This window comes from Micromonospora sp. C31 (assembly GCF_018070575.1).
In the GTDB taxonomy this organism is placed as follows: Bacteria; Actinomycetota; Actinomycetes; order Mycobacteriales; family Micromonosporaceae; genus Micromonospora.
The window spans coordinates 118900-143702 of record NZ_JAGPXN010000013.1 but is presented as its reverse complement, the minus strand read 5'-3'; the positions used below and the strand labels follow the sequence as shown (position 1 = coordinate 143702).

Genomic DNA, 24803 nt, shown 5'->3' with positions numbered 1-24803 from the left:
ATGGCGGCGCTGACTCTTCGTGCCGTGCCGCCGATCTCGGCCCGGCATCCGCAGTTCGACCTGGCGGACGCCTACGCCGTCCAGAGCGAGCTGCGCGAGATGGAGCTGGCGGACGGCGCGGTCCTGGCCGGACTCAAGATCGGTGCGACGAGCGAGGCGATCCAGTCGATGTTCGGCATCGACCATCCCGACTTCGGCTACCTGACCGACCGGATGGTGCTCGACGACGGCGCCGACCTCGACCTGAGCCGGTTCATCGCGCCGAAGGTCGAAGGCGAGATCGCGTTCCGGTTCGCGGCGGATCTCACCGGCCCGACCGTGACCGCGCAGGACGTGCTGGCCGCCACCGCGGAGGTCCTGCCGGCGCTGGAGGTGCTCGACAGCCGGATCCAGGACTGGCGGATCGGCCTCGTGGACACCGTCGCCGACAACGCCTCGTCGGCGTTGGCCGTCCTCGGCGCCGGCGTGCCGCCCGACACGACGGACCTGGCCGACGCGCGCATGCAGCTGCGTAGCCGCCACGGTGTGCAGGCGGGGCGGGGCTGTGCCGTGATGGGTCACCCGGCCGAGTCCGTGGCATGTCTGGTCCGCATCCTGTCCGGGTTCGGCACCGGGATCCGGGCCGGGCAGCTCGTGCTCTCCGGTTCCTGGGCGGCGGCCGTGGACCTCGTACCGGGTGACACCGTGCGGGCCTCCTTCGGTGCCCTGGGACAGGTCGCGCTGACCACCCGCGGCTGACGTGGTCCGGGGCCCCTCGCGGGCCGTGGACCGTTCCGGTCTCGCCCCCGCACACGTCCCGGCCCGGCCGGGACCGAACGACCGCCCGCCGGTCGGGCAGCACGCGCCCGACGACCTGTTTCGACGACGAGACGCCTACCACCGAGGAGACCCAGGACCGATGACCATGCTGGTGGACGAGACCGTACCGCCGCACAAGGCGGCCTACGACTTCTCCCTCTTCGAGGCGATGGAGTCGGAGGTGCGTTACTACTGCCGCAAGTTTCCGGTGGTGTTCGACCGGGCCCGGGGCGCCGAGCTGTACGCCGAGGACGGCCGGATGTTCACCGACTTCTTCTGCGGCGCCGGCACCCTGAACTACGGCCACAACCATCCCTACCTCAAGCGTCGCCTCACCGAGTACCTCGCCAGGGACGGCGTGATGCACGGCCTGGACATGTACACCGTGGCGAAGCGGACCTTCCTGAGCCGGCTGCGGGAACAGGTGCTCACCCCGCGAGGGCTGGACCACAAGGTGCAGTTCTGTGGACCGACCGGCACCGACGCGGTGGAGGCGGCGCTGAAGGTGGCCCGCCGGGCCACGGGACGGCGCGGCATCGTCTCCTTCACCGGGGCCTACCACGGCATGTCCCGCGGGGCGCTGGCGGTCAGCGGTGGCCGCCGGGCCCGCGCCGCCGGGCAGGTGGGCGCGGCGGACGTGACGTTCGTGCCGTACGAGGACGGTCCGGCGGGGCCCTTCGACTCCATCGGCTACCTGGAACGGATGCTGTCCGACCCGTCGTCGGGGATGGACCTTCCGGCCGCGGTGATCGTCGAACCGTTGCAGATGGAGGGCGGGGTGTACCCGGCCTCGGCCGACTGGCTGCGCCGGCTGCGCGAGTTGACCACCCGGTACGGCGTCCTGCTCATCTTCGACGAGATCCAGTCCGGCTGCGGACGGACCGGTACGTTCTTCTGCTTCGAGCACGCCGGCGTGGTGCCGGACATCATCACCGTCTCCAAGGCGATCGGCGGCTACGGGCTGCCGCTGTCGATGGTGCTGTTCCGACCGGTACTCGACGTGTGGTCGCCCGGGGAACACACGGGCACCTTCCGGGGCAACCAACTCGCCTTCGTCGCCGGTGCCGCCGCCTGCGAACTCTGGGGCCAGGACGGCTTCCGTACCACCGCCGCCGTCGGCGGCCGGCGACTGGAGCGCTTCGGCGCCGAACTGCGCGACAGCGAACCGGCGCTCGCCGTTCGGGGCCTGGGCATGGTCCTCGGCATCGACCTGCGGGCGGCCGGTGGCGCCGAGCGGGCCGACCGGGTCCAGCGGCGCTGCTTCGAGACCGGGCTGATCGTCGAACTCTGCGGACGCGACGACGAGGTGATCAAGGTGATGCCGCCGCTCACCATCGACCTCGCCCGGCTGGAGCGGGGCCTCACCGTCCTGCACCGGGCCATCCGGGCCAGCTGACCGACTCCCGCCACCGCGACCGATCCTGGAGGAACCAATGGACCGCCGTCCCCGCCGTCACCTGCTGTCGATCCAGGACCTCAGCGACGCCGACCTGCGACATCTGGTGGCCCGCAGCGCCGACTACGCCGCCGGTCGGGTACGCCCCGCCGACCGGCTGCGCGGCCTGGTCACCGCGGTCTACTTCCGCCGCACCTCGACCCGGACCCGCACCGCCTTCTCCAGCGGAGCCGTGCGGCTCGGCTCGCAGCTGATCAGCTACGGCCCCGGGGACCTGCAACTGAACACCGGCGAGACGGTCGGGGACACCACCCGGGTGCTGTCCGAGATGGTAGACCTGTTCGTCGCCCGGACCGCCGACCCGGTCGCCGAGCTGCGGGCCTTCGCCGAGCAGGACCGGATGGGGGTGATCAACGCGATGAGCGCCGAGGAGCACCCCACGCAGGCGCTGGCCGACCTGAGCACCCTGACCCAGCGGTTCGGCCGGGTCGACGGGCTGCGGGTGCTCTACGTGGGGGAGGGCAACAATACGGCCGCCGCGCTGGCGCTCGCCCTCAGCCGGTTCACCGGAACGCGGCTGCACCTGCGCACGCCGCCCGGGTACGGGCTGGACCCGGACGTCCTCGCCGCCGCCCGGGTGGCCGCCGGGCGGAGCGGCTCGTCGGTGTCCGAGGCGCACCACACGTCGGACCTGCCGGAGGTCGACGTCGTCTACACCACCCGCTGGCAGACCACCGGCACCACCAAGCCGGACCCGGACTGGCGGCGCGTCTTCGCGCCGTTCCGGGTCGACGGGGCGCTCCTGGCGGCGAGCCCGCGGGCGGTGTTCATGCACGACCTGCCGGCGCACCGGGGCGAGGAGGTCACCGCCGGGGTGCTGGACGGTCACCGGAGCATCGCCTTCGAGCAGGCCAGGCACAAGATGTCCAGCGCCCAGGCCGCGTTGGAGTGGTGCGCCGGGTGAGCCCTGCCGCCGGGTCACTGCGGCAGCTGTCCGACCCGCGCCACGGCCCCTGATGACGGGAGCGGGAGCAGCCGCGAGCCGGTCGCCCTCGTCGCGTAGCGGATCGCCACAGGTCGGAGGCGGTGCGCCAGGCGCCGCCGAAATATGGGTACCGGTTACCCATGCGACCCCTCCGGGGCGTCGGCACGATATCGGCGTGAACAGATCGGGGACGCGGGACACGGCGGCGGCGGGCGGTGCGTGGTGGGCACCCGGCCTCACGCTCGCCGAACGGGTACGGGCAGCCGAGCACGGTGGGCCCGTTGCCGCCGACGCCGCCTCCGAGCACGCCGTGCGGCGGCTGCGGGACTGGCGTTCGGCGTACGAGCTGGGGACGACGGGTCAGTTCGCGTACCGCCTGGCGGCCCTGAGGATTACCGAGCGGCAGTTCCTGGCTCTCCTCGACACCCCGCCGGCGACGCTGGCGGACGGGGCGGGCACGCCCGCCTGGGCGCAGTTCACCGAGCGGGCGCTCGGCCTCGCCCCCGACGACGCCTCCCACCCGCCCAGGGGCACCCCGTGGTCCGACGCGTTCGCCGGCGTGCTGGCGCCGTTCGTCACCGCCGCCTGCGCCGACCTGCGGCAGCGGGTACGGGCTCCCGGGACGTCCGCGGTGGTGGACCTCGCCGCGGTGTACGCCGGGTTCGCCGACGCGCTCCGCAAGAAGCTGGTCGCGACGGCGTCGCGTACCTTCGTCCTGGAACTCAACGCCGCCCGCGCCGCCGGCCGGCTGGTCGGTCCCACGCCCGAGCACCGGTTCGCGTCCTTCGTGGCCGACCTCGCCCGGCGCGGGCGGCTGACCCGGGTGATGACGGACTACCCCGTGCTGGCGCGGATCCTGGCGACCGCCTGCCGGCACGCCGTCGAGGCGACGGCCGAGCTGCTCGACCGGTTCGTCGCGGACCGCTCGGAGATCCTCCGGCGGATGTTGCCCGGCCGCGATCCGGGACCGCTGGCCGGAGTCGACGTGGCGGGGGACTCGCACGGGCACGGGCGGGCGGTGGCGCTCCTGCGCTTCGCCTCCGGCGACCGGGTGGTCTACCGGCCGCGGCCGGTCGCCGTCCACGTGCACTTCAACGAGGTCCTGGACTGGCTCAACGGGTTGCTGCCGGAGCTGGAGCTGCGCACCTTGACGGTGCTCGCCCGCGACGGCTACGGGTGGATCGAGGTCGTCGACCGTGCCGCCTGCTCCGATGCCGCCGAGGTCGGCGGGTTCTACCGCCGGCAGGGGGCGCTGCTCGCGCTGCTCTATCTGCTGGGCATGACGGACATCCACCACGAGAACCTGATCGCCTGCGCCGACCAGCCCGTCCTCGTCGACGTCGAGACGCTGCTGCACCCCGACCTGCCCGTGCCGACCGCCGCGCCCGACCCTGCCGCCCGGGCGCTGCGGACGTCGGTGTACCGCACCGCCCTGCTGCCGCAGCCGCTCATCGGCGAACGCGGCCTGCTGGACATCTCCGGCCTCGGTGGCGACCCCGGCGCGCAACAGCTCCGGGAGGCCGTCGAGTGGGCCGCGGCCGGCACCGACACGATGCACCTGGTACGTGGTGCCGCGCCCGTACGGGCGGCCGAGAACCGCCCGACGCTGGACGGCGTCCCGGCCGATGCCGCGGAGTACAAGGTCGAGCTGCTCGCCGGCTTCCGTGCCGGGTACCACGCCATCGCCCGCCGGGCCGGCGACCTGACCGGCCCGGACGGCCAGCTCCGGCGGTTCGCCGCCGACGAGTTGCGGGTCATCGCCCGGTCGACGCGGACCTACACGGTGCTGCTGAGCGAGTCCACCCATCCCGACGTGCTGCGCGACGCGCTCGACCGTGATCAGATCTTCGACCTGCTCTGGGCGGCCTCGGTGGACGACCCGGTGCGGAACCGACTGGTGTCCCGCGAGATCGAACAGCTCTGGGACGGCGACGTCCCCCTGTTCACCTGCCGCCCGGAGGACCGCGACCTGAACGGTGGCGACGGCGTCGGATTCGTCGACGTGCTCGACGAGCCGGTGCTGGCGACCGCGCTACGCAAGATCGCCGCCATGGGCGCGGTCGACCAGCGTGACCAGGAGTGGATCGTCCAGGCCGCGCTCGCCGGCCGGCTCGGCGGGGCACGCCACGAGTGCGCCGAGCCGGTGTCCGTCCGGTGGGAGGCCACGGCACCGGACCCGGGCAGGCTGCTCACGGTCGCCTGCGGCATCGCCGACAAGATCATCGCGGACGCGTACGACGACGGCGTGTTCGCCAACTGGCTCGGCCTCGAACCGGTGGACGGCGGGCACAGCACGATCATGCCGCTGGGCGCGGGGCTGGGTAACGGATACCCGGGCACCGCCCTGTTCCTGGCCGAACTGGCCCGGCTCACGGACGTCGACCGCTACGCCGAGGCCGCCGGCCGGGCGGTACGTCAGCTCCCCGTGCTGCTCACCGCGATGGAGGCCCGGCCGCACCTGGCGAGCACGGTCGGCAGCGGCGGGTTCACCGGCCTCGGCGGCATCGCCTACGCGGCGGCCCGGCTCGCCGACCTGCTTCAGGACGACGCGCTCGGCGACTCCGTCGAGCCAGCGGTACGCCTCGCGGCCATCGCCGTCGCGACGGAACCCCGCCTGGGCGTGCTCGACGGGCTCGCCGGCTGCCTCGCCGCGATGCTCGCCGTCAGCGAGCTGACCGGCCTGCCGCTCGCCGCCGAAACGGCCCGCGACTGCGCCGAGCGGCTGCTGGCGGCGGCCCCGTCGCTGCCCGCGCAGCCCGGCTTCGCGACCGGTGCGGCCGGGATCGGCTGGGCCCTGCTGCGGTTCGGGCAGGCGGAAGGCGACGAGCGGTACGCCGAGGCCGGAAGCGCGATGCTGGCCCGTGCCGCCACCGGCGGGGTGCCGCAGCCGTCGGCGCACTCGTGGTGTCACGGTGTTCCCGGAATCGCGGTCGCCATCGCCGACCAGGGTCGGCTGCTGGCGGACCCCGCGCTGGCCGCCTTCGTGGACCGCGCGGCGACCGCCGTGTCGAGATCCGGGCTGGTCGGCGACCACAGCCTCTGCCACGGGGAGCTGGGCAGGCAGGAGATGCTGTCGGTCGCCGCCGCGCGCGGTCGCCAGGCCGCCGTCAGTGTTCGCTGCGACCAGGCCGGACAACTGGTCGCCGCGCTGGACCAGGCCGGCCCGAGGTGCGGTGCCGCCGGCGGCGTGAGCGTCCCCGGCCTGCTGGACGGCCTGGCCGGGATCGGCCACGGACTGCTCCGCATCGGCTTCGCCGATCATGTGCCCTCGGCACTGCTGCTGCATGCCGAGCCGACGACATCCTGACGCGGTGTCGAGAACCAGATAGGGGAAGATATGCGGAACGACCTGACTGTTCCTCGACCGGCGGGGGCGGTGGAGGAGACCGAGTCGGCCGACACGCACCCGGCGGGCGAGATCAAGCTCAGCTTCCTGTGGCACGTCGGGAGGCGGACGGGCATCCTGACCGGCCTGATGATCGCCGCGCCCGCCATCGCGGCCATCATCGACACCGGTGGTACGGGCGGTCACTCGTCGGAGTGAGCCCCGGCCGAGGAGCGGCACCTGCCCGTGTCGTGTCATCGACAGCGGGGGCCCCCGTGTTCGACGCGGTAATGCGGGTGCCGCTCACGTTAGCCTGCGGGCATGCGTTTCTCCTCGCCGGTGGTGATCGGACGTGATGCCGAAATCCGCACCGTCAACGCTCGACTGACGGACACGCGGTCCTCATCCGGCGGCACGATCTTCCTGATCGGCGAGGCGGGCATCGGCAAGACCCGGCTCGCGGAACACTGCGCGCACGTGGCGGCGGAGGCCGGTATGGAGCTGCTACGGGGCCGTAGCAGCTCCACCGGCCCCATCGTCCCGTTCCGCCCGCTGACCGAGGCGATCTTCTCGCTGTCGCGCACGGGCCGGTTGCCGGACAACACCGAGCTGGCGCCCTACCGCCCGGCCCTCGCCCAGCTCATCCCCGAATGGCGGGACCCGGCGGTGCCGGAACGGGTGGCCTCGCTCGTCGAACTCGCCGAGGCCGTCCTGCGGCTCGTCGCCGCCGTGGCCGGGGGCCGGGGCTGCCTCCTCATCCTTGAGGACATCCACGATGCCGACGCCGAGACCCACGCCGTCGTGGAGTATCTGGTCGACAACCTCGCCGACCTGCCCATCCTGATGGTGGCCACCATGCGGCCGGGCAGCGGCCCCGCGACGGAGCTGGCCTGGGCCGCGGCCGTGCGTCGGTCCGCGACCGTCGTCGAACTCCGCCCCCTGCCCGACCAGGAGGTCCACGAACTCGCCTCCGCCTGCCTGAACACCGACGCCCTGCCCGCCGAACTGACCGATCGGCTGGTGCGCGACAGCGAAGGCAACCCGTTCGTCGCCGAGGAACTCCTCAACAGCATGATCGGCGCGCGCGCACTGGTCTGCGACGGCGACGGCTGGCGGTTCAGCGACGACCCGGCCATCGCGCTGCCGAACACGGTCACGCTCAGCGTGACGCGCCGGCTGGCCGGCCTCGATCCGCAGGCGCGGACGCTGCTGCACACCGCCGCGGTGCTGGGCCGTCGCTTCCCCGTGGCCGCGGTGCGGGCGGCGACCGGCCTCGAGGAGCGGGTCATGCTGAGCCACCTGCGTTCCGGGGTGGACGTCGAGGTCATCATGCCCGACCGGTCGACACCCGACTGGTACTCCTTCCGCCACGCGTTGACCGCCGACGCGATCCTGGCCACGCTCACCCCCGCCGAACGGTCCGCGCTGGCCAAACGGGCCGCCGACGCGCTCGAGTCGGCGTACGCCGGGCTGCCCGGACACTGGTGCCAGCTCGCGGCCGAACTCAGGCAGACCGCCGGCGACAACCACGCCGCCAGCCTGTTGTTCGCGGAGGCGGGCCGGCGGGCACTCGGCGACGGCGCGACCACGACGGCCGTCACCCTGCTCGACCGGGCGTACGAGCTGATGTGCGACCCGCCCGACCCCGAGGCACGCGCCGGCATCCTTGAGTCGCTGCTCAACGCCCTGGCCGAAGCCGGCCACGCGAACCGGGCGTTCGCTCTGGTCGACGACGCGACCTGGGTCAACGCCGTGACCCTCGGCGTCGAGCAGCACGTCAGCATTCGGACCCGGCTCGCCTGGGTCGCCGTGATGACCGGGCGGTGGTCCGACGGCGCGACCCAGGTACGCATCGCCCGGGCGATCCTCGGCAGCAACCCGCCGCCGGGGCCGGCGGCCCGGGTGGACGTGGTCGAGGCGCACCTGATCTTCGGCGACGGCGACGGCTGCGGCCGGACCACGGAGGCCGAGCAACTCGTGCTCCAGGCCCTGGCGGTCGCCGAACGGGTGCCGATGGCGGAGACGGCATGCCAGGCCCTGCAACTCCTGGCCATGATCGCCCGGAGCCGGAGCTTCGACGAGGCGGAGTCCTACCTGACCAGGATGCTGGCGATGGCCGAGGAGCACCGCCTGCCCCTGTGGCGCATCAACGCGCTGTTCCGGCTCGGGGTCAACCAGAGCATGCGGACCGGTGAGCAGACACTGCTGCGCCAGGCGGAGCAGGCCGCGCAACTGTCCGGCGCGATCATGCTCGGGCAGAGCATCGAGGGCGTGTACGCGATCCGTGCCGTGATGCAGGGCGACTACGCGACAGGTGACGAACTCGCCGTCCGGTGCGCCGCGGCGACCGCCCGGCTGCGCAACGTCGACGACCAGCAGTTCGCGCTGGTGACGGCCGCCGCCTCCGCCGCCCACCGGGGACGACGGCGACTGATGGAGCAGCGACTCGAGGAGTTCCGGGCGGTCGGTGGGGGAGAGTCCGGGCACGTGCCCCTCGCCTACGGCTTCTGCGAAGCCGTGTGCGCGCTGCTGGAGGAGGACCGGCCGGCGGCGATCCGGGCCCTCGACCTGGCCCGGGCGTGGGAGGACGACCACCCGAACACCTACTACATGACGGGCCGTTTCGGATTGCGGCCACTGCTCGACGCGCTGGCCGGGTCGCTGGACCGCACCGGCGTGGAGGCGGTGGCGCTGGCGCCGGGCGCAGGCCTGCGCTGGAACCGGCAGTTCCTGCACCTGGCGAAGGCGGTGGTGTACGGGCGCGCCGGGCAGCGCGAGCGGGCCGACACGGAGGTCGCGCTGGCCCTGGAGGCCGCGGCGCCGTACCGCATGTCCTACCAACTGGGGTTGCGTCTGGTCGCCGAGGCCGCGCTCGCCGACGGGTGGGGCGAGCCCGTCGCCTGGCTGCGGGCGGCGGAGGACCACTTCCACAACGTCGACGCGCCGGTGATCGCCGGTGCCTGCCGGGGCCTGCTTCGTCAGGCCGGCGCGCCGCTCGGGCAACGGCGCTCCGGCCACGACCGCATCCCGGCCCGGCTGCGCGCCGTCGGGGTGACCGTCCGCGAGCACGAGGTGCTCGTGCTGCTCGCGAAGGGCCACGACAACCAGGACCTGGCCTCGCTGTTGCACCTGTCGCCCCGCACGGTCGAGAAGCACGTCGCCAGCCTGCTGCTCAAGACCGGGCACGCGAACCGCAGGGCGCTGCGCGACAGCGTGGACGAGCTGCTGCGGTCCGACAGCCGATCCGGGAGCCGTCGGTGATCGTCGGCCTCGAACCCGTGGCCGGGGCCGGGTGGGAGGTGCACGGGTTCAACCCGGGAAAACTTGATCCGTTCCAGAATGCTGGACTATGTTCATCGCGTGACGGCCGACTTCGAGACCCAGCTGCGGGCGGTCTCGTTGCGGGTGACCCGGCCCCGGTTGGCGGTGCTCGCCGCCCTGCGTGACCATCCGCACGTCGACACCGACACGGTGATCGCGCTGGTACGGGTGGCTCAGCCCACGGTCTCCCACCAGGCGGTCTACGACGTGCTGCGCGCGCTCACCGACGCCGGCCTGGTGCGGCGCATCCAACCCGCCGGTGCGACCGCCCGCTACGAGTGCCGGGTGGGGGACAACCACCACCATGTCGTGTGCCGTTCCTGCGGCGCGATCGCCGACGTCGACTGCGCCGTCGGCCGTGCCCCCTGTCTCACCGCCTCCGACGACCACGGCTTCACGGTCGACGAGGCGGAGGTCGTCTACTGGGGCACCTGCCCCGAGTGCGCGACCGAACGCACCTCCCAGTGGTCCGCCAGTTCGGAAGGAAGTAGATGAGCGACATCCAGGACAACGCTCCCTCCAGCGCACAGGGCGTGGACAAGAAGGAGGCGGCCGGCTGCCCGGTCGCGCACGACTCCGTGACCGCGCACGGCAGCGAGAGCGAGAACCCGGCGATCGACTCGCCGACGCCGAAGACCGGCGGCCGTCCGCGTACCAACCGGGACTGGTGGCCCAACCAGCTCGACCTCTCGGTGTTGCACGCCCACTCGTCGAAGAGCAACCCGCTGGGGGAGGGCTTCAGCTACGCCAGGGAGTTCGCCAAGCTCGACGTCGAGGCCCTCAAGCGGGACATCGTCGAGGTCCTCACCACCTCGCAGGACTGGTGGCCGGCCGACTTCGGCCACTACGGCGGCCTGATGATCCGGATGAGCTGGCACGCCGCGGGCACCTACCGCATCGAGGACGGCCGCGGCGGCGCCGGCGACGGCGGTCAGCGGTTCGCCCCGCTCAACAGCTGGCCGGACAACGCCAACCTCGACAAGGCCCGCCGGCTGCTGTGGCCGGTCAAGCAGAAGTACGGCCAGAAGATCTCGTGGGCCGACCTGCTCGTGCTCGCCGGCAACGTCGCTTTGGAGTCGATGGGCTTCAAGACCTTCGGCTTCGCCTTCGGCCGGGAGGACGTCTGGGAGCCCGAGGAGATCTTCTGGGGTCCGGAGGACACCTGGCTCGGCGACGAGCGCTACGCCTCCGAGAAGGAGATGGCGGCCGGCGTCGGGGCGACCGAGATGGGTCTCATCTACGTCAACCCGGAGGGCCCCCGCGGCAACGCGGATCCGGCCGCGGCGGCACACTTCATCCGCGAGACCTTCGCCCGGATGGCGATGAACGACGAGGAGACCGTCGCCCTCATCGCCGGCGGCCACACCTTCGGCAAGGCCCACGGCGCCGGCGTCGCCGACGACCACGTGGGCCCCGAGCCCGAGGCCGCCGGGCTGGAGGCGCAGGGCCTGGGCTGGCTGAGCACCTACGGCAGCGGCAAGGGCGCCGACACGATCACCAGCGGTCTCGAGGTCACCTGGACCGACGTGCCGACGCAGTGGAGCAACCGCTTCTTCGAGATCCTCTTCGGCTACGAGTGGGAACTCACCACGAGCCCCGGCGGCGCCAAGCAGTGGGTCGCCAAGGACGCCGAGGCGATCATCCCCGACGCCCACGATCCGTCGAAGAAGCACAAGCCGACGATGCTCACGACCGACCTGTCGCTGCGCGTCGACCCGGCGTACGAGAAGATCTCGCGGCGTTTTCTGGAGCACCCCGACGAGTTCGCGCTGGCGTTCGCCAAGGCCTGGTTCAAGCTGCTGCACCGCGACATGGGCCCGGTCAGCCGCTTCCTCGGGCCGTGGGTCCCGGAGCCCCAGCTGTGGCAGGACCCGGTGCCGGCCGTCGACCACGAGCTCGTGGGCGACGCCGACGTCGCCGCCCTGAAGGCGAAGGTCCTGGACTCCGGCCTCACGACCGCCCAGCTCGTCTCCACCGCTTGGGCCTCGGCCGCCAGCTTCCGCTCCACGGACAAGCGCGGCGGCGCCAACGGCGCGCGGATCCGCCTCGAGCCGCAGCGCAGCTGGGAGGTCAACCAGCCCGAGCAGCTCGCGACGGTGCTGGAGACCCTGGAGGGCATCCGGCGGGAGTTCGACGCCGCCGGCGGCGCGCAGATCTCGCTGGCGGACCTGATCGTGCTGGCCGGCTCGGCTGCCGTCGAGAAGGCGGCGCGCGACGCCGGCGTCGAGGTGACCGTGCCGTTCCACCCGGGCCGCACCGACGCCACCCAGGAGCAGACCGACGTCGAGTCGTTCCGGGTCCTCGAGCCGCGCGCCGACGGGTTCCGCAACTACCTGCGTCCCGGCGAGAAGACCCAGCCGGAGGTGCTGCTGCTCGACCGCGCCTACCTGCTCTGCCTGACCGCGCCCGAGATGACCGTCCTCGTCGGCGGCCTGCGCTCCCTCGGGGCCAACGTCGGCGGCACGCGGCACGGTGTCCTCACCGACAAGCCCGGCGCGCTCACCAACGACTTCTTCGTCAACCTGCTCTCCCCGGACACCCGGTGGAGGGCGTCGGAGTCCGACGAGCACGTGTACGAGATCCGGGACCTGGCCACCGACGAGGTGAAGTGGACCGCCACCGCGGTCGACCTCGTCTTCGGCTCCAACTCCCAGCTGCGGGCCCTCGCGGAGGTCTACGCCAGCCAGGACGCGCGCGAGAAGTTCGTCGCCGACTTCGTCGCGGCCTGGACCAAGGTCATGGAGCTCGACCGGTTCGACCTCGCCTGACCGCTGTGCACGACGGGCCCCGGCCGATCCGCCAGCGATCGACCGGGGCCCGTCCGTCATCGGGTCCGCTGACCGGCCCGGCCACCGCCGCCCCGCGCCGGTACGCGAGCTCAGGGCCGTGGCCGGTCAGCGGTTGCGGGCGCGCTCCTGGGCGAGTTCGTACGGCACCCGCGCCAGGCGGAGGAAGGCCACCAGGCCGACTCCGCCGACGACGTTGCCCAGCACCGACCAGCCGAGGGCGCCGAGCCAGTCCAGGTAGCCGAACGGCGCAGGGCCGGCGGTCAGCGCGGCGAACATCAGGATCGAGTCGAGCACGCTGTGGAAGAGCTCCCCGCCGGCGAGCAGCGCGCCGAAGAGCAGCGCCGGCACCAGCCGTACGCCGAGGCTCTCGGTGGCGTGCTGCATCCGGGTCATCAGGGTGATCACCAGGCCGGCGAGCACCGCCAGGGTGAACGAGTGCAGGTTCACGCCCAGGGTCGCGAAATGGGTGCCGGTCGAGGTGGCGGTCTCGCGTAGGCCCGGCAGCGCGCGGGTGATCAACCAGGCCACCAGCCACCCGCCCAGCAGGTTGCCGGCCAGCGTGACGGTCCAGAGCCGGCCCAGGGCGGCGAGTGAGTTCCGGCGGGCGGCGACCGCGGTCACCGGCACCAGGAAGTTCTCGGTGAACAGTTCGCTGCGGGCCAGCAGTAGGGCCACGAACCCGATGCCGAAGGCGAGCCCGGCGAGCAGCTTCTGCCCGGTGGCCTCCAGGACCAGCAGGTAGGCCAGGACCCCGGTGCCCACGTCGATCCCGCCGAGCAGGCCGGTGACGATCATCGCCGGCCAGGGCCGCGCGAGCCGGACGTCGCCCTCGTCGACCAGCCGGTCGAACGCCTGCGTCACCTCCGGCTCGGGGTCGGGGCGCGGGTTGCCGAGCCGGTTGCCGGGGGCGTCGCGGTGCTGGCTCACCGCCCCCGTCTGCCCGTTCCCGCACCGGGTACTCCTGTCGGGGCGGTCGCGTCCGGCCGGCCGGGCAGCCCGAGGAGCCCGGACGGCACGGCCGACCGACGCCAAACCTGGTCGCCACCGGGACGTCGCGTTGCCAGACTGTGCCGATGGGCGACGTGCGGGTACGGCCGACCACCGACGAACGGCACATCGACGAAGCAGCCAGGATCTGGGCGGAAGCGACCGCGGCCCGCGACGGTGACACCGAGATCGCGCCGCTACGCCTCGCCCGGCCCCTGATCGAGGCGGTGCTCGACAGCGCACCCGCTCGCGGGGGGCAGACACCAGCGACCGTACGGGTAGGGTTTCGCGACCTGCCCCCACCGAACGGACACTCGGATGAATTCCGCCAGGGCGTCGGCCACACCGCAGCGCGAGCGCCGATGACCGACCTGCGACGGGCCCACGACGTCGCTCGTGCGATCGCCTCGGCGGTCCTGGGCCGCCGCGACCCCGGTCCCATGACCACCGCCGACAGCATCTCGCACCACGTCTACGTCGGCGCGGATGTCGTCGTGAAGATCATCGACGCCGTCGGTCACTCGCGACTGAACCGGGAGATCGCCCTCGCGCCCCACCTGCCCGCCGGCATCACGGCGCCGCTGCTCGGCAGCGGGCGCTGCGAGCTGGAGACCCGCGAGGTCCGGTACGCCTGCTACGCCCGCGTGCCGGGGGCGACCCCCGGCATGGGCATGCCCGGTGTGGACGAGCCGACCGCGCGCCTGCTGGCGGAGGAGGCCGTCCAGCGACTGCGCGGACTGCACGGCTGGACGCCCGCGGCCCACGCCCGACGGACGCTGGGAGAGCCGCTCGACCACGGCGGGTTCGTCAGCCGTGCCGCGCTCTTCGCGGAGGTGGAGGAACTCGCCGCCCTGAACCGGGACGGCCTCGTCCCTCGTCGCGTGCTCGACGGCCTGACGGCCATAGCGGAGCGCGCGCCGTCGCAGGCGCGCGCGGACGTCCCGGTCCACGCGGACTGCCACTGGGGGAACTGGCTCGCCCGCGATCGACGGGTGACGGCGCTGCTCGACTTCGAGTGGGCTCGGTTCGGCGAACCGATGGACGACTGGTTCTTCCTGATCCGGTTCAGCGGCCCGCACCTGGAGGCCGTCCTCGACGTCGTCGCCGGCGCGACGACGACGTCGTCGACGACCCTGCGCCGGGAGTGCGAGGTGCGCGAAGCGAGCTACCTCGCCTCGGACCTCCGCATCGCGCTCCAGCGCCCGGACACCCCCGTGCAGACGGTCGTCGAGAACGTACGCGACCTCGAGGAACTCGTCGTCGAGCGCCCCTGGTGGCGCCACGCCCCGTGATGCCGCAGGGACAGTGGCGGGGCCGGCGGCATGCGACCATGATCCACAATAGGCGAGCGTCGACTGTGGATTGGACCTGGTGATATGAAGAGAGTGTTCTCGACCCTGATGGCGCTGGTGACCGTCGCGTCGGTCATGGTGATCGGCGCGCCCGCCGCGCAGGCGGCCGGCTCCTGCTCGGGCACGATCATCTACAGTCAGGTGCAGTCCTCGGGCCTCGGCGAGCTGGTGATCTACTACAACAGCAGCAACGGGGGCACCAACAGCGCGTGCTTCTACCACCGCGGCGCGGCCTACGGGCGCTCGGCGCCCACCTTCGTGCAGATCTACCGCTGCGCCGAGCGGTCGGGCGAGGGCGCGCACTGCACCCGCTCGGGCAGCGCGGACACCGATTCGGGCGACTTCAGCTACCACGCCGGCCCGGTCGCGTCACCGGCGTGGCGTCCTACTGCGTCGAGGCGGTCGGCTACATCGGGTGGGCGGGTGAGCGTCACCAGATCTACAGCCGACGGCAGGGCTGCTGACCGCAGCTCGTCGCGCCGCGTACCGGCCGCCGCGACAGGGGCACCTCCCGGAGACGGGGGTGCCCCTGTCGCCGATCGTGGCAGCGATGGCGTTCTGGCTGGCGGAGGACGTGGAAGGCGCGTGAGGCTGACGGACCTCTGCCGGCCGGAACGCTGATACCTGCGCGGCATGAAAATGACTGTGTGGTATCGAGGCGAGTGGGCTGCACCGCCGGGCCGTCGGGGTCCGGTGCAGCCAGTCATGGCCTGCGAAACAGACCTCAGCCGCGCTCGTCCCACCGGTCCGTGTGGGGGAGGGCGAGCAGTCCCGGGTCCTCCGCCAGCCGGGCGCCTTGCCGCCAAGGAGTGAACGGTGGTTCAATTCTTGGCGTGGTCTACCGGAGCACCGAGCGCGTGCGGGCCCGACTCAGCGCGTCCCGGCAGCGGATCATCGCCGCCGCGCTGGAGATCATGGCCGAGCACGGGTACGCCGGCTGCTCCGTCGCCGCCGTCGCCGAGCGGGCCGGGCTGGCGACCGGCAGCGTCTACCGGCACTTCCCCACCAAGGCCGACCTGGTCGCCGAGGTGTTCCGCACGGCCTCGCAGCGCGAGGTAGACGCGGTGGCGCGCGCGGCGGCGCGGGAGGACACCGTCGCCGAGCGGGTCACCGCCGTCATCGAGACGTTCTCCGGCCGGGCGCTGCGCTCCCCCCGGTTGGCGTACGCCCTGCTCGCCGAGCCGGCCGACCCGGCGGTCGACGCCGAGCGGCTCGTCTTCCGCCGCGCGTACGCCGAGCTGATCGCCGGCCACGTGGCGCAGGGGGTGGCGAGCGGCCAGCTTCCCCCGCAGGATCCCGAGCTGACCGCCACCGCGCTGGTCGGCGCCCTGGCCGAGGCCATGGTCGGTCCCCTGGCTGCCGGGGTCGCCGGGCCACGCACCATCGAGCACCTGACCACATTCCTCCACCGCGCGCTGGGAGTGTCGCCGTGACGACGCACGAGGTCCTCAACCAGGTTCCGCCGCTGGCCGGTCACGACGCGGCCGACGACCCGGCACTGCTCGACGCGCTCGACCGCGAGGGCGCCGGCTGGGCCGCCGCCGAACTGCACGAGCTGGGCCGGCTCGGCGGCGGCGAGCAGGCGATCGAGCAGGGACGGCTGGCGAACGAGCACCCGCCGGTGCTGCGCACCCACGACCGGCACGGCCACCGCGTCGACGAGGTGGAGTTCCACCCGGCCTGGCACGAGCTGATGCGTACCGCTGTCACCCACGGCCTGCACGCCGCACCCTGGGCGGACGACCGGCCCGGCGCGCACGTGGCGCGGGCGGCCAAGTTCTACGCCTGGCGCCCCGACGCCGGGCACGGCTGCCCGATCTCGATGACCTACGCCGCCGTGCCGGCGCTGCGGCACGCCCCGGAACTGGCCGCGCGCTACGAGCCGCTGCTCACCGCCACGTCGTACGACTTCGGGCTGCGTGCGCCGCTGGCCAAGCGGGGACTGCTGGCCGGCATGTCGATGACGGAGAAGCAGGGCGGCTCGGACGTACGCGCCAACACCACCACCGCCCGCCCCGACCCGGACGGCACCTACCGGCTGCTCGGGCACAAGTGGTTCACGTCCGCGCCCATGTGCGACGTCTTCCTCACCCTCGCCCAGGCACCGGGCGGGCTCACCTGCTTCCTCGTGCCGCGCGTCCTGCCCGACGGCACGCGCAACCCGATGCGGCTCATGCGCCTCAAGGACAAGCTCGGCAACCGGTCCAACGCCTCCGCCGAGGTCGAGTACGAGCACGCGGTCGCCTGGCGGGTCGGCGACGAGGGGCGTGGCGTGCGCACCATCATCGACATGGTCAACCTCACCCGGCTGGACTGCGTCATCGGCGCGGCGGCCGGGATGCGCCAGGGTGTGATCACCGCCGCCCACCACGCCGCCCACCGGCAGGCCTTCGGCCGGTACCTCGTCGAGGCGCCCCTGATGCGCAACGTGCTCGCCGACCTCGCGGTCGAGAGCGAGGCCGCCACCGTCCTGATGATGCGGCTCGCCGGGGCGACCGACCGGTCCGCGCGCGGCGACGCCGGCGAGACCGCGTTCAAGCGGCTCGCCCTCGCCGTCGGCAAGTACTGGGTCTGCAAGCGCTGGCCGGCGCACGCGGCCGAGGCCCTCGAATGCCTGGGCGGCAACGGCTACGTCGAGGAGTCGGGCATGCCGAGGCTGTTCCGCGAGTCCCCGCTGAACTCGATCTGGGAGGGCTCCGGCAACGTCGCCGCGCTGGACGTGCTGCGCGCCCTCACCAGGGAGCCCGAGGTCATGGCGGCGTTCCAGGCCGAGGTCACCGCTGCGGCCGGTGCCGACGCCCGGCTCGACGCCGCCGTGCGCCGGGTGCGCGCCGACCTGTCCGACCCCGACGACGTCGAACTGCGGGCCCGCCGCGTCGTCGAACGGCTCGCCCTGGTCCTGCAGGGCTCGCTGCTGGTGCGGCACGGCCACCCCGCCGTCGCCGACGCCTTCTGCGCCTCCCGTCTCGGCGGCGACCACGGTCAGGCGTACGGCACGCTGCCCCGCGGCGTCGACTTCGCCGCGATCGTCTCCCGCGCGGTGCCCCAGGTGGGCTGACCGGAGAGGGCGGGCCCACCTGGTCGGGCCCGCGGGTGCGGCCGGAAATGGTGGGCCGATCGCCGGTACCGCTCGTTAGTCTGCCTGCGGACATCGGTGCGTGACACGTCGAGGCGCGGCCCGGCACCGACCACAACGGGGACTCCAGGAGAATTCGTGACACAGCAATCCATCGCGACCTCGGACCGGCTCGACGCCTCGGTGCTCAAGGTGGCCGGGGTCGTCGTCCTCGGCGCGATCATGTCGATCCTCGACGTGACCGTCGTCAGCGTCGCGCTGCCGACCTTCCAGCGTGAGTTCGGCGCGTCGTACGCCGAGGTCGCCTGGACCATGACCGCCTACACGCTCGCGCTGGCCACGGTGATCCCGCTCAGTGGCTGGGCCGCCGACCGGTTCGGCACCAAACGGCTCTACATGATCGCCCTGGCGCTGTTCACCATCGGGTCGGGGCTGTGCGCCAACGCCGACACGATCGGGCAGTTGATCGGCTACCGCGTGCTCCAGGGCCTCGGCGGCGGCATGCTCATGCCGCTGGGCATGACGATCATGACCAGGGCGGCCGGGCCGCACCGGATCGGCCGGCTGATGGCCGTCCTCGGCATCCCGATGCTGCTCGGGCCCATCGGGGGGCCGATCCTCGGCGGCTGGCTGATCGACGTCGCGAGCTGGCACTGGATCTTCCTGATCAACCTGCCGATCGGCGTCGGGGCGCTCGTCTACGCCGCCCTGGCACTGCCGAAGGACAACCCCGAGCCCTCCGAGTCGTTCGACTTCCTCGGCATGCTGATGCTCTCGCCGGGGCTCGCCCTCTTCCTCTACGGCGTCTCCTCGCTGCCCGAGACCGGCACGTTCGCCGACACCGAGGTGTGGGTGCCCATGCTGGTCGGCGGCCTGCTCCTCGTCGCCTTCGTGCGCTACTCCTTCCGGCCCCGGCACCCCCTGCTCGACCTGCGGCTGTTCGCCAACCGCAACCTCACGATCGCCGCGGTGACCATGTTCGTGTTCATCATCGCGTTCATGGGCGCCGGGCTGCTGTTCCCGGCCTACTTCCTGCAGGTGCGCGGCGAGTCGACGCTGACCGCCGGGCTGCTGATGGCGCCGCAGGGCATCGGCGCGATGGTGACCATGCCGGTGGCCGGGATGCTGGCCGACCGGGTGCCCGTCGGCCGTACCGTGCCGTTCGCGCTGGCACTCATCGCCCTCGGGTTCTTCAGCTTCACCCAGATCGATCCGCAGACGTCGTACGTGTTGCTCTGCGGGTCGCTGTTCGTCATGGGCCTGGGCATGGGCGGCACCATGATGCCGATCATGACGTCGGCGCTGAAGACCCTGAAGGCCCACGAGGTGGCCCGCGGCTCCACCCTGGTCAACATCCTGCAACAGATCGGCGGCTCCGTCGGCGCCGCGACGATGTCGGTGATCCTCACCAGCGAGCTGAACGGCTCCCGGCCGATCCCCGGGGCGACCGACCCGAACGGCGAGCCGGTGACCGAGGCCGGCCTCGCCATCGCCGTCCAGCAGCAGCCGGAACTCGCCCAGCAGTTCCCGGTCGACGCGTCGCTCATCTCCCGTGGCCTCGACTTCGCCGCCGGTTCCTTCGCCACCACCTTCTGGGTGGCGTTCGCACTGGTGCTGGCCACGTTCGTCCCGGCCGTGTTCCTGCCGCGACGACGTGAGCCGTCGCACCTGCTCGACGACGAGCAGACGGGGCCGGCGAAGGCCCCCGTCGTCATCCACTGACGCGGGGCGCGCGCCCGGGCCTCCGGGCCGACCGTCCGGGGGCCGGGCGCCGCCGTCCATCAGCCCACCACCGGTGGGCCACGCGGTCAGCGCTGCCGTGGCGCGTTCGCGCGGTCGTCGTGGGTGCCGTCGTAGCCGGCGGCCTGGAGGGCGAACAGCTCGGCGTACCGGCCGCCGGCGGCGACGAGTTCGGCGTGACTGCCGGCCTCGGCCAGCGCGCCGTCGTGCAGGACGAAGATCCGGTCGGCGTGCCGGACGTTGGCCAGCCGGTGGGTGATGAGGATGGTGGTGGCCCGCCCCTGCCGGTCCCGGATGGCCTGGAACAGGGCGTCCTCGGCGCGCGGGTCGAGGGCGGAGGACGGCTCGTCCATGACCAGCAGTTCGGCGTCGCGGAGGAAGCCACGGGCGGCGGTGATGCGCTGCCACTGGCCGCCGGAGAGGTCCTGGCCCTTGGCGAACGTCCGGTCGAGCAGCGTCTCGTACCCGTGGGGCAGTTCCCGGATCATGTCGTGCGCGACGGCGCGGGCGGCGGCGGCCTCGATCCGGTCCTGCCGGGCCTCGCTCTCGACGTCGCCGACGGCGATGTTCGTCGCGGCGGTGAACGGCCACTTGTGGTATTCCTGCGTCACCACGGCGATGCGGGCCCGCAGCCCGGGCAGGTCCCACTCCGACAGGGCACGCCCGTTCCAGCAGATGACGCCCTCGGTGGGGGCGCGAAGGGTCGCGATCATCGCGGCGAGGGTCGTCTTGCCCGAGCCGTTCTCGCCCACGAAGGCCACCGTCTGCCCCGCCGCGATCGTCAGCGTCACGCCGTCGACGGCCGGGGCCTCGCGGTCGGGGTAGCGCAGGCTCACCTCCCGCACGGTCAGCTCGCGCAGCGGACCGGGCGCGGCAGCGGCGGAGGCCGGGTCGGGCAGGTAGGCGGCGGCGCGGGTCATGAAGCCGGTGTAGTCGCCGAAGTGCTGGCCCTCGGTGTAGACCCGGTCGATCTGGAAGGTGACGACAGCCAGCGAGCGTTGCGCGGACTGCACCGCGACCACGCAGGTCGCCGCCGCCGCGAGCGGAATCTGCCCGTCGATGAGCAGCAGCCCGAGCAGGAGGTAGACCACGCCGGTGGCGATCCCGCCGATCAGCGCGCCGACCGTGGTGGTCGTGGTGACCCGGCGCGCGAGGGCCAGCTCGATGTCGGTCTCCACCTGCATCACCCGGTCGTACTGGTCCAGCAGGAACCGGCGCAGCCCGTAGGAGCGCAGCTCCGGCGCCGAGTCCCGCTCGGCCATCAGCCGGTGCAGCAGCCACAGCCGCCGGCGCCGCACCGAGCCGGCCGTGTAGGTCCGGTACCGCAGGTGCCCGGCCCGTAGCGACGCCCAGGCCTTGGGCAGCGTCGCGACCAGCAGTGCCAGCAGCAGCAGCGGGTGGATGACCACGACGGCGACCGCCACGGCGAGCAGGCCGGCCAGCCCGGCGAGCAGGTTCATCGACGACTCCACCAGGCCGATCGTCGACTCGGTGCCCCGGGAGGCCCGCTCCATGTCGTCGGCGAACGCGTCGGCGTCGAACGCCTCCAACCGGACGGCCGTGGACACCTCGAACAGGCCGCGCTCCACCTCCCGGCTCACCCGGGGGGTGAGCCCGTTCTGCGCGTACCCGGTGGCGATGCCGGTGCCGGCGCGCAGCGCGGTGACCCCCGCCAGCACGGCGAGCGCGGGCAGCGCGGCGACCACCTTGTCGGCGGTCGGGCCCCCCGCGAACAGCTCCACGAGCACCCGCTGGGTGGCCAGCAGCCCCAGGGCGGCCATCGCCCCGCCGCCGAGGGTGGCGGCGGCCACCACGGAGGTCCGGAGCCGGTCGGCCCGCCAGCTGATCCGGACCGCCGTCCACACGAGCCGGGGCAGTTCGGCGAAGACGGTGAACAGGCCCGCCTCCGACCGCGCCCGCACCCCCGTCTCCCACCAAATCGTCCGCAGCTCCGGCAGGACCGACTCCGCCTGCGCCGGCGGTTGCGCCGTGGTGCCCCGTTCGGTCCTGGTGGCGGCTCCGGTCACGGGTGTGCCTCCTCGCTACGCGGTGACGTGGTCGTCGGTCGCGGGCGGGTGGCGGCAGGGAGTCACCCCGCCGCCACCCTTTCCACCCAGAGCATCCGACCAACTACCAATGGTCACTGGTGGCGACGCGCCGGTCCATCCCCCGGAGGCGGGGAAGATGGTGCGAATCACGGTTGGTCCCGGTCACCCGCAGGAGGTCCAGGCCCCGGAGACGCCGGGCCGTCCCCGGGGCCCGGCTCACACCGTCCTGGTCGACTGTGGCGTCGGCTCGGCCGCCGTACTGCCACGCCGCGCGGCGACGAAGCCGAACGCGGTGGCGGTGAAGAACATCAGGATGCCGTAGATCGCCGGTGGCATACCGATGTCGGTGTTGTTGAGCAGGGCCGGGCTGAGTGCGATCGTGATGGCCAGGGTGGCGTTGTGGACGCCGATCTCGAACGACGACGCGACGGAATCCCGGTGCCCGACGCGCAGCAGGCGCGGCGCCGCGTACCCGATGGCCAGGCTGAGCAGGTTGAACAGCAGGGCGATGAGGCCGACCGCGCCGATGGTGGCGGCGAGTTCGTCCTTGACGCCGAGGACCGCGCCGACGATCACGACCATGAGGACCACGATGGAGAGGATCTTCACCGGTCGCTGCATGCGCTCGGCGAACGCGGGACGCCGCTGCCGGACGACCATGCCGATCGCGATCGGGATGAGCACCAGGGCGAACACCTGGAGCACCTTGTCGAACTGGAGGCCGAGCGAGCTGTCCGAGCCGATGAACGCGGCGACGGAGAGGTTGACGATCACCGGCAGCGTGAACAGGGCGAGCACCGAGTTGATGGCGGTCAGGGTGACGTTCAGCGCGACGTTGCCCTGGAACAGGTGGCTGAAGAGGCTGGCGGTGCTGCCGCCGGGGGAGGCGGCGAGCAGCATCATTCCGACGGCCAGCTCCGGGCGCAGGTCGGCGGCGAGCACCAGGCCCAGGCAGACGGCCGGCAGGACCAGCATCTGGCAGACCAGGGAGATGATCACGGCCCGGGGATAGGCGACGACGCGACGGAAGTCGGCGATGGTCAGGGTGAGGCCGAGGCCGAGCATGACGATGCCCAGCGCGATGGGGAAGAGCACGAGCGACAGACCGGTATTCACAGTGCTGGGCCTCCTGATCGCGGTACGCCAGGGATCACCGGAGCTTCACACCACGACGGGTGCGCCCGCATCTTGCAACGTGCGCAGACGACCGTCAATGGGCATCGTCCACCGGCCGTGCCCCGGCACCGGCCCCGGGCGACGGGGCCGACGCCGCGACGCGGGTCAGAAGGGCCACTGGTCGCGTGACCCCGCCTCGATGAGCGGAATCATCGCGAACGCGGCGTCGGAGAGGCCGCCGAACGTGTGCCGGTTGCCGGCCGCCGGTGCGTGCCCGACCCGGTACCCGGCCAGGTTCCAGGTGTACACCGGTACCCGCGCGGGCACGGCGGCCGTGACGTCCACCGCGCCGTGCCAGTGCGCCTGCTCGTCGGTGAGGACGACCACCCGGTCGTGCCGGTCGTAGTGGTCGCGCACCGCCTTCTCGGTCTGGGTCCCGGCGCCGTGGAAGTAGCCACCCTCCTTGAACCGGCGCACCGCCGCCAGCACCGACTCGCCGGCGACGGCCGGGAACACCGTGCTGGCGTTGGAGAACGACACCACCGTGGCGTCCCGCGCGCGGGCAGCCAGCGCGAGGCCGAACACGGTGGCCGCGTCCCAACAGCGCAGTGTGCCGTCCCTGCTGAACGCGCTGTTCATCGATCCCGACGTGTCGACCAGGATCAGGGTCCGCGCGTCCAGGGCGGGGACGTTCGCCAGCGCGTGCTGCAACGCCTTCTCCAGCGGGTACGCCCAGCGCAGGCTCGGCGCCGCGTTGTACGCCGACAGGTACCGCATCGGCAGCACGCGCGACCGGGCGACCTCGCCCGGATCGGCCAGCCTGGCCGCCACCGTCTCCGCGACGTCGTCGCTGACGCCCGCCCGGTCGAAGTTGCGCAGGTTGCGCAGCAGCGCCAGGTAGCCCATCGTCGGGATGATCGCCTCCCAGGCCGCGGCGTCCGTCGCACTCTGCCGCCAGCCTGCGAGGGACTCCCACGTCATGCCCGCCGCGTGCAGCACCGCCGGGTCGGTGACCTCCCCGCGCCGCTCGACCGGCAACGCCATGAGCTCGGCCCGCGCCGCCAGCACCGTGAGGGACGCGGGCAGCGGGTTGTCGCGCCGGTGCCGGCGGTCCAACGCGTGCCGGAACAGGTCGCCCTGCCGCTCGTCGCGCGCCGTCGGGTGGGTCAGGTCGATGACGTCGCCGAACCGCGCCGCGCCGCCGTCGGAGTCGTACTTGAGCAGGCTCCGCTCGTGGTACAGCCGTACCGCCGCGTCGGCGATGCCCCGCTTGACCGGCTTGGGCATCGTCCGGCCGTGGCGACCCAGCCAGTACGCGAGGGCCTCGCCGGGCTCGTCGGCCCGCTGCAACGCCGAGTCCACCACCGACCGGGAGCCGGGGATGCCGGCCGCGACCTGTGCGCGGGCTCCCTCCAGGGCGGCGACGACGGACGCCGAGCGCAGCATCGCGCCGGTACGCAGCCAGCGTACGAAGCGGGCGAACCAGTCGGGATCGGCGACGGCGACGGCGGCGACCAGTTCGCGGAACCGCGCGTCCCGCTCGGCGGCACCCTCGTAGAAGGTGTCCTCGCCGACCATGTTCGACACGCCCAGCAGGAACAGTTCGGCGCGTGGCTCACGGACGAAACCGGGCGCACCCTCGGCGGTGCGGAACCGCTCGGCCTCCTCCTGCCATGGGTGACCTGGGCTGCTGATCGACACCGCCTTGCGGCGGCGGCGGGATTTGCACCCGCGTCTCCCCGTGGGAAGCGGAAGTAGCCGTTACCTACGCACCGGGAGGTGCCCGATGACGGTAAGCGGCCCTCGCGTACGCCGGCAAGCCACTTTCGTGCGCGCGACGGCGCGATGGCCGAATCCGGCGGTCCGGGCG

The 24803-nt window shown here is 72.9% G+C and carries 17 protein-coding genes; 13 read left to right on the top strand and 4 right to left on the bottom strand.

Features of this window, described 5'->3' with window-relative positions; translation table 11 throughout:
• The 8 genes from KBX06_RS18565 to katG all read left to right on the top strand — a co-directional run bounded on the left by KBX06_RS18565 (window position 1) and on the right by katG (window position 12593).
• The gene (locus KBX06_RS18565; protein WP_210836552.1) at window positions 1–738 is read left to right on the top strand and encodes a 2-keto-4-pentenoate hydratase; all 738 of its coding nucleotides are present in this window, start codon (window positions 1–3) and stop codon (window positions 736–738) included.
• 160 nt (window positions 739–898) lie between these two features.
• Window positions 899–2194 (top strand): aspartate aminotransferase family protein, encoded by a 1296-nt coding sequence (locus KBX06_RS18560; RefSeq protein WP_210836548.1) that lies wholly within the window; start codon window positions 899–901, stop codon window positions 2192–2194.
• Between the two features lie 37 nt (window positions 2195–2231).
• Complete coding sequence (locus KBX06_RS18555; protein ID WP_210836547.1) at window positions 2232–3158, top strand: ornithine carbamoyltransferase; 927 nt, start codon at window positions 2232–2234, stop codon at window positions 3156–3158.
• A gap of 196 nt (window positions 3159–3354) precedes the next feature.
• Complete coding sequence (locus tag KBX06_RS18550) at window positions 3355–6486, top strand: type 2 lanthipeptide synthetase LanM family protein (RefSeq protein ID WP_210836546.1); 3132 nt, start codon at window positions 3355–3357, stop codon at window positions 6484–6486.
• A 30-nt stretch (window positions 6487–6516) separates the two neighbouring features.
• Window positions 6517–6723 (top strand): hypothetical protein, encoded by a 207-nt coding sequence (locus KBX06_RS18545; RefSeq protein ID WP_210836540.1) that lies wholly within the window; start codon window positions 6517–6519, stop codon window positions 6721–6723.
• Window positions 6724–6825: 102 nt separating this feature from the next.
• Complete coding sequence (locus KBX06_RS28385; protein WP_210836538.1) at window positions 6826–9765, top strand: LuxR family transcriptional regulator; 2940 nt, start codon at window positions 6826–6828, stop codon at window positions 9763–9765.
• A gap of 99 nt (window positions 9766–9864) precedes the next feature.
• Window positions 9865–10320: a Fur family transcriptional regulator gene (locus KBX06_RS18535; RefSeq protein WP_307854676.1), complete on the top strand. Its 456-nt coding sequence runs from the start codon at window positions 9865–9867 to the stop codon at window positions 10318–10320.
• On the top strand, window positions 10317–12593 hold the full coding sequence (gene katG, locus KBX06_RS18530; protein ID WP_210836536.1) for a catalase/peroxidase HPI: 2277 nt from the start codon (window positions 10317–10319) through the stop codon (window positions 12591–12593). The genes KBX06_RS18535 and katG overlap by 4 nt, the downstream gene beginning before the upstream one ends.
• 126 nt (window positions 12594–12719) lie before the next feature.
• On the opposite strand, the gene KBX06_RS18525 is transcribed toward katG, so the two are convergent.
• Window positions 12720–13541 (bottom strand): formate/nitrite transporter family protein, encoded by an 822-nt coding sequence (locus tag KBX06_RS18525; protein WP_210836535.1) that lies wholly within the window; start codon window positions 13539–13541, stop codon window positions 12720–12722.
• Between the two features lie 146 nt (window positions 13542–13687).
• On the opposite strand from KBX06_RS18525, the gene KBX06_RS18520 reads away from it, so the two are divergent.
• From KBX06_RS18520 to KBX06_RS18500, 5 genes are all read left to right on the top strand, one after another.
• Window positions 13688–14893, top strand: coding sequence for a phosphotransferase family protein (locus tag KBX06_RS18520; protein ID WP_210836534.1), 1206 nt, complete (start codon window positions 13688–13690; stop codon window positions 14891–14893).
• A gap of 93 nt (window positions 14894–14986) precedes the next feature.
• Window positions 14987–15574, top strand: a complete 588-nt coding sequence (locus tag KBX06_RS18515; protein WP_247686170.1) for a hypothetical protein — start codon at window positions 14987–14989, stop codon at window positions 15572–15574.
• 212 nt (window positions 15575–15786) lie between these two features.
• Complete coding sequence (locus KBX06_RS18510) at window positions 15787–16386, top strand: TetR/AcrR family transcriptional regulator (protein WP_210836533.1); 600 nt, start codon at window positions 15787–15789, stop codon at window positions 16384–16386.
• Window positions 16383–18011 carry an isovaleryl-CoA dehydrogenase gene (locus tag KBX06_RS18505; protein WP_210836532.1) on the top strand — a complete coding sequence of 543 codons (1629 nt, stop codon included), beginning with the start codon at window positions 16383–16385 and terminating at the stop codon, window positions 18009–18011. The genes KBX06_RS18510 and KBX06_RS18505 overlap by 4 nt, the downstream gene beginning before the upstream one ends.
• 156 nt (window positions 18012–18167) lie before the next feature.
• On the top strand, window positions 18168–19751 hold the full coding sequence (locus tag KBX06_RS18500; protein ID WP_210836525.1) for a DHA2 family efflux MFS transporter permease subunit: 1584 nt from the start codon (window positions 18168–18170) through the stop codon (window positions 19749–19751).
• 86 nt (window positions 19752–19837) lie between these two features.
• Here the strand turns inward: KBX06_RS18500 and KBX06_RS18495 are convergent, their stop codons facing one another.
• From KBX06_RS18495 to KBX06_RS28510, 3 genes are all read right to left on the bottom strand, one after another.
• The gene (locus KBX06_RS18495) at window positions 19838–21796 is read right to left on the bottom strand and encodes an ATP-binding cassette domain-containing protein (RefSeq protein ID WP_210836524.1); all 1959 of its coding nucleotides are present in this window, start codon (window positions 21794–21796) and stop codon (window positions 19838–19840) included.
• Window positions 21797–22033: 237 nt separating this feature from the next.
• Window positions 22034–22933: a bile acid:sodium symporter family protein gene (locus KBX06_RS18490; protein WP_210836522.1), complete on the bottom strand. Its 900-nt coding sequence runs from the start codon at window positions 22931–22933 to the stop codon at window positions 22034–22036.
• Between the two features lie 165 nt (window positions 22934–23098).
• Window positions 23099–24634 (bottom strand): TROVE domain-containing protein, encoded by a 1536-nt coding sequence (locus KBX06_RS28510; protein ID WP_210836520.1) that lies wholly within the window; start codon window positions 24632–24634, stop codon window positions 23099–23101.
• Between the last annotated feature and the right edge of the window lie 169 nt (window positions 24635–24803).

Coding starts and splice junctions, on each gene's coding strand:
- KBX06_RS18545 (WP_210836540.1), top strand. CDS start 6,517: ATGCGGAACGACCTGACTGTTCCTCGACCGGCGGGGGCGGTGGAGGAG.
- KBX06_RS28385 (WP_210836538.1), top strand. CDS start 6,826: ATGCGTTTCTCCTCGCCGGTGGTGATCGGACGTGATGCCGAAATCCGC.
- KBX06_RS18565 (WP_210836552.1), top strand. CDS start 1: ATGGCGGCGCTGACTCTTCGTGCCGTGCCGCCGATCTCGGCCCGGCAT.
- KBX06_RS18520 (WP_210836534.1), top strand. CDS start 13,688: ATGGGCGACGTGCGGGTACGGCCGACCACCGACGAACGGCACATCGAC.
- KBX06_RS18560 (WP_210836548.1), top strand. CDS start 899: ATGACCATGCTGGTGGACGAGACCGTACCGCCGCACAAGGCGGCCTAC.
- katG (WP_210836536.1), top strand. CDS start 10,317: ATGAGCGACATCCAGGACAACGCTCCCTCCAGCGCACAGGGCGTGGAC.
- KBX06_RS18555 (WP_210836547.1), top strand. CDS start 2,232: ATGGACCGCCGTCCCCGCCGTCACCTGCTGTCGATCCAGGACCTCAGC.